Origin of the sequence: Marinomonas algarum (genome assembly GCF_020532605.1) — a bacterium.
In the GTDB taxonomy this organism is placed as follows: domain Bacteria; phylum Pseudomonadota; class Gammaproteobacteria; order Pseudomonadales; family Marinomonadaceae; genus Marinomonas; species Marinomonas algarum.
Window position 1 is genome coordinate 1 of the sequence record NZ_JAJATW010000005.1, and the last position, 6,979, is coordinate 6,979.

Sequence of the window (6,979 nt, forward strand, 5' to 3'; positions counted from 1 at the left end):
GGTCCAATCAATAGTCTTGGATAACCTTACTAAAGGATGATTCGAGTTAATGATGTCTACGAGCTGAGGTTGAAATAAATCTTTTTGTGGAATGCTCTCTGTCTGACGAGGCTTCATAAAACTCACCAATTCTGCAACTTTTTGGGCCTTACACTGTATTTAAGGCAAGATTTAGACATAAACTATCTAATAAAAACACAATAAATTCAATAGGTTGAGAGTTATTCAGGGACAACTAGTTACCTCGATTATGAGTGTCTTGGGGCAATAAAATTTGATTTGTACATTGCCAAATCCCACCCGCTGGCCAATCAGGTCTGTAAAAATATTGATAACCTGCGTTTGTATCGTCAACTTCTGCTGCGTTCTCGAACCACTCAAACGAGCAGTTTTCAATTTAAACTCAGCCCTGACATTTGGTATTCAGATAATTATTTTGTGTTATTGGAACTGACTTTACAGGGGTATGGATGGTGCTTACTACCCAATCATGTTGCTATTGACGAAGTAAATAAAGGAGGGTTGATCAAGCTTCCTATTGAGTTTGAAGAAATGGGGTGGGTGGCGAATGTCGACGTTCTACAACACCAAAAACACAGCAGCCTTGACGTTTTTAAAGACTTAAGAACATCACTACGTAATCTTTTGTGATACGTTTGTCTGTGATGCCATTCGAGAGAAGATAGTAAAAATGAATTCACACAGTTTAGACTCTTAAGTTCAGGCACTTAAATTCATATACTTGAACTCAAACAGTCAAAGCGTTCCCTGCTTATATTTAATTCCTTTCATCTATTTCTTTTTACTATTCGCTCCTGACAAGCAGTCGAGTTTAGGCGCGTATATATGACCAACCTTCTGCTTGTCGATGAGCAAGGTGCTGAACGGCGGCGTCTACGAGTGTTACGTTTGGCTGTGCGGTGAGTGTTTGTGCTTGTAGGCTGTTGCGACAAATCACTAATCTACTCAAAATATCTTCATCTGTCAGTGTTACGGCCAGTGCGGTCGCTGGGCCGTTGACGACGATTTCTATTTGAGCGTCAGGCTCTAGTTTTAATAAGTTACGGGCGTTGTTTTGAGCACGTTTGAGTGAATCAAGGGTTGGCGCGTGTATCGTTAATTGTGTAATAGCCATTGAAAAAATCCTGTGTCAATTAAAGTGCGTTGGCGATGTCTTGAGCAATGCTCTGCAATGCGTCTGTATTGCGTTGACGTGGGCGAGGCAGGTCAATGCGTTTGTCTAGCGCTATGTTACCCGGCGAGCCAGATAGTACAATCACGCGATCAGCCAAATATACCGCTTCTTCAATATCATGGGTGATAAACATCACGGCTTTACGCGTTTTTTCCCAGATTGCTAATAGCTGATCTTGTAGGTGATGACGAGTGATGGCATCAACGGCGCTAAAAGGCTCGTCCATTAATAATAAGTGAGGCTGTACGGCTAATGCTCTGGCAATGCCGCCACGCTGAACTTGTCCACCAGACAGTTGATACGGCCAGCGATCCGCCAGTTCATCCAGTCGAGTCAATGTTAAGACGTCATCTACTCGTTTGCGTTTTTGCTCTGCGGTGAGATTCAAGCCGGTTAGACCATAGGCGATGTTGCTACGCAACGTTCGCCAAGGCATTAAACGACCATCTTGAAAGACCACGCTACGAGAACGTCGAGTGTCGTTTTCTTCGACATCAAGAGTTATATTGCCACTGCTTGACGAAGCCAACCCCGCCACACAACGTAACAATGTCGATTTCCCCACGCCAGAACCGCCAACAACCGCGATGAATTCGCCATCTTCTATTTGAAGGTTTAAGTTGGCAAAAACAGGCTTAGGATTGTTACCGTAGTGATAACTTAGGTCTTCAATTTTTAAGATGGACGCCATGTCAGCACTCGCTTTTCAATAAAACCAAATAGGGTATCGCTTAGGGTGTAAACGAAAGAAATAATCAGCATGTACACCACAACAACTTCGTAAGCGCCAACGCCGGCTGCGGAGTTCATTTCTTGTCCCATCCCCGGAACGCCTAATAATTCCGCCGCGATCAATGTCATCCAAGCTTGGCCTATGCCAGTACGAATCCCTGAGAAAATCCCCGTTGCAGCGCCGGGCAGGGTGACTTGGAAGGCTTGGCGTAAGTGGCCATTTTGACCAAAAGCACGAGCCAGTTCATAAAAGCGAGCATCCACATTGCGTACCGCAGAATAGGTCGCGAAGTAGTTTACCCAGAAGACGCCGATAGCAATCACGAAGGCGGCGCCAGCATGACTGACTTTGAACCAGGCGATGGCAAAGACAACCCAAGCCAAAGGTGGAATAGGGCGAAGAATACGCGCTAACCAAGCGTGTAAGGCATCGAGTAGTGATGATGAAGCGGCTAATGTTCCCACTAAAAAACCTAGAAAGGTGCCAATGGCTAAGCCCCACGCATAATGCACCAAGCTTGAAAGCACCGCTGGCATTAAGCGTTCGGATGTCCATTCGTCTGCTAAAGCTTGTGGCAATCTAAATGGATCAGGAATTGTGCCAGCGGCCGCCCAACCAGCCGATTGGGCGTATTTCCAGAGCATAACAAACGCGGCGACACCGATTATTCCCAATATGGCCCGACCAAATCGAGTGCGTGTGAAAGGATGAGACTCTAATGCCATGGCGAGAAATTACTCCTTAATGAGTTCGTTATAAAAACGAACATCAAACAAGCGATCAAGATCGACACTGACTTTCAGTGTGCCTTGGCTCGCTTGAAAATCGTGCATAGTACGGGTGCCATCTATTATGGCGTTCGGATCTGCTTCGAACTGGTCGCGTGAATTTTTTAATGCGGTTAGGGTTATCTTGCTCGGTAGACGACCGCCACCCACATATTTACCAACGGACTTCACTGTTTTTTCAGGCGTGTTACGCAGCAAGTTGGTGGCGTCAATGTGGGCTTTCACTAAGGCTTTAACCAGTTCTGGTTGCTCGCTAATTAGTGATTCACGTACTACCATCACAGCGCCCGGTTGATGGGGAAACATGTCAGAACCCGAGGCGACGACTTTGGCGTCAGACTTTTTATCGCTAATAATGCTCACGACAGGCTCTAAAATTGCAGCGCCATCAACGGCTTCTGTCATCAAGGCTTGCTGAACTTGCGCTGCACCTTGGTAGATGATGTCGATGTTTTGTGTGATCTCTTCACGGGTTAGACCAAGTTGTTTTTGTAACCAATATTGTAAAACGGTTTCTGGTACTGAGCCGCGTGGGAAAGTAGAGATAACGGCCTTGCGACCCGTATCGGCTTTAAAACGTGCAAACGCTGTTTTTGCCTCACCATTTTCAAAATAAGGGGATAAATTACCTAACGTCACCATGCTGATTTGTTCAACAATATTAGAGGCAACCACTTTAATGTCTGCGCCTTTGGCACGAGCGACCATGGCAGGCCCAATACCGAGGTACGCCACGTCTAACTGATCGGCGAGAAGTGCTTGAACAATGGCTGGGCCATTTTGAAACTGGAACAATTCAGGGTCGTTCACACCGGCGTTACTCAAGGTGTTATTTTCCAAGGTAATAAACACTTGAGAGACTGGAATGATCGGCATATAGCCAATTTCCAGCGCTTTGTCCGCAGCCGTTACGAAACTGCTCAAGCTACCCAAGAATAAAGTCATCAGTATTATAAAGTGGCGCATCTAGAGCACTCCAGAAAGTAAGAAATTTGAAAAGGCAGTATATATGCAAATAAAGCATATAAAATGAACTGATAAGATTGTTTTGGACTAAGTAAATGCGCTTTTTAACGGTGGGTGGCAACATCAAGAGTCGGTTAACAGACTGATTTTTGGGAGTGATCGTGATTGACGGTAGGTACTTGAATCAATGAAGTGCAATAAGAGGTCACTGGAAGAGGGGATTTTTCATATCGGTTCTTCCAAGCAGACAAAAAGAAAAGCGCCGTATTGGCAATGTCTTCAACTGCACCTAAGCATTTAAGCGGAATAGAGCTTGCCATCGAAGCCAAGTAGTCTTCCCTTAAACCATCAATGTGACCACCTGGTAACCAGTAATTGGCTCCGTGATAGACAATGACGCTATCACTTGTTCTTAGAATCACCCAATTGACGCGTAATTCTGATAAAAACCACACCAACTAGCTATAAGTTGAACCCGTAATGGCTTCCATCTGGTAATTCAACATCAATTGTTACTTTCCCGCCAGCGCCTTCTACATAACGTTTTAAGGTCGACAACTTAACATCACGCCCTTTACGCTCCATTCCAGCGATCGTTGGTTGTTTTACGCCTAGCGCTTTGGCCATATCCTCTTGAGTAATTTGCATACGTTCACGAAGTTCAGCAAGATGAATGTCGAGCGCCATATCATTTGCTTTTTTACGAGCATTAGAGACTATCTCAGGTTGCTGCTCGGAAAGTAATTGATCAAGTGTTCTGGCCATTATTCACCTCGATTGCTCAGCTTGGTTAAGTGCTTTTCTAATTCGTTATCTGCCACGGAAATCATTCTCACATAGAAGCGTTTTTCTTTACCTGTTTTCTCACCAGCGCACAGTACAATCCCTGTTCTTTCAGGGTCAAAAGCATAAAACGAACGGATAGGGTTGCCTTTATTCTGTGTTCTAAGTTCTTTCATGTTAACGAACTTTGATGCCTTGACTGTATCTGCATAAGGCCTCGGCAACTGAGGGCCCTTGTGTTGTAACAACAGTAACGAAGCTAAGACATTTTCTTTATCGGTATCATCCAATGCCTCAAACCATTCATCGAAAACATCAGTGGTTTCTATATTCTACATAAAGTCCCTTTTATATAAAATTATAGCTTTTAAACTATATAGTCTGTAAGCTATTAATTCAATCAAAGTGCTGTATTAATCTCAAGTATCCTTACCCCTTTGTCATAGCGTTTAACGCTAGTATTCGAGAAATCGTCAAGACCCACCAATTGATTCCAATGAGTGGTGCGCTTATATTGATAAAAACGACATAACATCCCAATAGCCAATTAAGTAAGCCACCCATGCTCTTGATTGGGCATTTTTAGATTTTTATATTTGGTAATAACGCCCCATGACAAAAAACTTTTCCCTTTCGTGTGACAGAAACCAACAGCCGATTTTTGAAGAATTATCGATGTATTTCAAAGATTGCCGTTGTGTATTAGAGATAGGCTCAGGTACAGGGCAGCATGCTGTGTACTTCGCAAGCCGCTTACCGCATTTGACTTGGCACACCAGCGATATGATCGATAACCATGAAAGTATTCAAGCTTGGATAGCAGAAGCTGATCTGGGTAACGTGATTTTACCCGTTGAGTTCCATTTTGGTAAAAATGACTGGCCAAATTTGGATGTTGATGGGGTCTTCACTGCGAACACAACACACATCATGCAACGGGATGAAGCAGAGCTGATGATGAAAACGATTGCCTCTAAGCTAAAACCAGGGGGAGTATTTTGTCAGTATGGGCCGATGAATGTTAATGGTCGCCACACCAGTGAAAGCAATCAGGCATTTGATCAGAGCTTACGAGAAAGAGGTTATGGTGGTATCTGCGATGTGGCTGAGTTAGTGGATTGGGCAGAGGGTATGACGTTAATAGAACAGGTTTCTATGCCAGCTAATAACTTTTTATTGGTGTGGTCGGTAAAGTAAGCGGTTTTGATTCATTGCTGCTAAGCGTAAAAACCCCCGCATCCTCTCTAAAGAGACAAGAAACGGGGGTGTGTTGCGTCAAACGTGATTCGGGTTACACTCCGAACTTACGCTTGTGAAGCCGCTTTTTTATTGGCTTTGATGTAGCCAAGCAAAGTGTCTTTCAGTTGCAAACGTTGTTTTTTCAACTGCTCTTCTTCTGCCGTAGTACCAGGAATAATTTCTTGCTCCATTTTTTCCACTTCTTTGGTTAAGTGGTTGTATTCTTCAAACAGTTTTTTGAAGTGTGCATCGTCCATTTTTAACTGGTGAATCTCGTCTTTTAACTCAGGAAATTCATGTACTAAATCGTGGTTTTCAATTGGCATACTTGCCTCCATTCATCATGTTGTTTTCAACTAGATTATCCTAGTTACCTCTTCCGTAACTTGATATCTGTCAGGTTTTCCCTTCTATTTCATCATTTTTTAGGCAAGGATACCTCCTGCTTTAGCGGGAGGAGGAATTGCTTGCACCCTCCATTTTTGAGTTAATGTGGTGGTCCGTGCTTTAATTCGAACTGCGCTTTTCTTGACGTTCGCGCTGGCGTGAACGGTTTCGCCAGTGATTGTTTCTAATGCAAAATAGCCAGAGCTTCGCTTGCCTTTAACGAACCCATCACCTTGGGGCGTGGAGATAAAGTCATGCTTTCTTAGGCCAAAAACCTTACCCACTGGGATTTTCTTCTCAGACCTTGCCCCTTTGGTGAGTTGATAATCCCCTTTCGATACGTGGCGCTTGAAATATACGCTAGAATTTATCTCTACAAGCTCGCCATCTTCTAAGCAGATCGCCACCGCATCGTAATAATGTTCTTTTGGAAGTTCCAAAATCTGCTCTCTTTTGTACTTTGTTTCGTAGCCAAATGTTTCGATAAATAACCATGATATTTTAAGTCTCGATTTAATGATGCCCATCTCAGTAGCGTGTTTGGTTCGAGATCGTTTTGCTTTGATGTCGAACTTACCGGCGTGTAAATCAGCATGGCAAGCCTCACACAAGGTAATTAAATTTGATGGCGTATCTGTACCGCCATTCGAGCGAAACTGAATGTGGTGAACATGCAGCTTTTGACTGTGTTTGCCTTTTCTTCCAGACTGACACTTGTAGTTATCACGATGAAGTACATAGGATTTCACATTGTAAAAGTCTTTTTGCGCGCCAGATTGGTAGCCAGTCCCCGTCACTTCTGGATTTGTAATCTTGTGAATATCAAAGCTTGCCGTCTCCACTTTCCATCGATGGATAGGTAAGATGGACTCCACAGCGTTTTTCTCA

Annotated in this window: 10 protein-coding genes and 1 pseudogene; 2 read left to right on the top strand and 9 right to left on the bottom strand. The window is 43.7% G+C overall.

The window, feature by feature from the left end; all coding sequences use genetic code 11:
• Window positions 1–252: 252 nt before the first annotated feature.
• A pseudogene (locus tag LG368_RS05030) lies at window positions 253–651 on the top strand (LysR substrate-binding domain-containing protein); the annotation flags it as partial.
• A 181-nt stretch (window positions 652–832) separates the two neighbouring features.
• Here LG368_RS05030 and LG368_RS05035 read toward each other — a convergent pair.
• The 7 genes from LG368_RS05035 to LG368_RS05065 form a co-directional block, all read right to left on the bottom strand.
• The gene (locus LG368_RS05035) at window positions 833–1,135 is read right to left on the bottom strand and encodes a DsrE family protein (protein WP_226753644.1); all 303 of its coding nucleotides are present in this window, start codon (window positions 1,133–1,135) and stop codon (window positions 833–835) included.
• A 19-nt stretch (window positions 1,136–1,154) separates the two neighbouring features.
• Window positions 1,155–1,886 carry an ABC transporter ATP-binding protein gene (locus LG368_RS05040; protein ID WP_226753645.1) on the bottom strand — a complete coding sequence of 244 codons (732 nt, stop codon included), beginning with the start codon at window positions 1,884–1,886 and terminating at the stop codon, window positions 1,155–1,157.
• A complete protein-coding gene (locus LG368_RS05045; protein WP_226753646.1) occupies window positions 1,871–2,653 on the bottom strand; it encodes an ABC transporter permease in 783 nt (260 codons plus the stop codon). The genes LG368_RS05040 and LG368_RS05045 overlap by 16 nt, the downstream gene beginning before the upstream one ends.
• Before the next feature lie 9 nt (window positions 2,654–2,662).
• Window positions 2,663–3,682, bottom strand: a complete 1,020-nt coding sequence (locus LG368_RS05050; protein ID WP_226753647.1) for an ABC transporter substrate-binding protein — start codon at window positions 3,680–3,682, stop codon at window positions 2,663–2,665.
• Between the two features lie 134 nt (window positions 3,683–3,816).
• Window positions 3,817–4,104 carry a hypothetical protein gene (locus tag LG368_RS05055; RefSeq protein WP_226753648.1) on the bottom strand — a complete coding sequence of 96 codons (288 nt, stop codon included), beginning with the start codon at window positions 4,102–4,104 and terminating at the stop codon, window positions 3,817–3,819.
• 40 nt (window positions 4,105–4,144) lie between these two features.
• A complete protein-coding gene (locus tag LG368_RS05060; RefSeq protein ID WP_226753649.1) occupies window positions 4,145–4,447 on the bottom strand; it encodes a helix-turn-helix domain-containing protein in 303 nt (100 codons plus the stop codon).
• On the bottom strand, window positions 4,447–4,794 hold the full coding sequence (locus LG368_RS05065) for a type II toxin-antitoxin system RelE/ParE family toxin (RefSeq protein ID WP_226753654.1): 348 nt from the start codon (window positions 4,792–4,794) through the stop codon (window positions 4,447–4,449). The genes LG368_RS05060 and LG368_RS05065 overlap by 1 nt, the downstream gene beginning before the upstream one ends.
• 283 nt (window positions 4,795–5,077) lie before the next feature.
• Between LG368_RS05065 and LG368_RS05070 the strand changes: the two genes are divergently transcribed.
• Complete coding sequence (locus LG368_RS05070) at window positions 5,078–5,662, top strand: DUF938 domain-containing protein (protein WP_226753650.1); 585 nt, start codon at window positions 5,078–5,080, stop codon at window positions 5,660–5,662.
• Window positions 5,663–5,769: 107 nt separating this feature from the next.
• On the opposite strand, the gene LG368_RS05075 is transcribed toward LG368_RS05070, so the two are convergent.
• Window positions 5,770–6,030, bottom strand: coding sequence for an HP1242/YdcH family protein (locus LG368_RS05075; RefSeq protein WP_226753651.1), 261 nt, complete (start codon window positions 6,028–6,030; stop codon window positions 5,770–5,772).
• Window positions 6,031–6,129: 99 nt separating this feature from the next.
• A partial coding sequence (locus tag LG368_RS05080) for an HNH endonuclease (protein ID WP_226753652.1) occupies window positions 6,130–6,979 on the bottom strand: 850 nt, incomplete at its 5' end.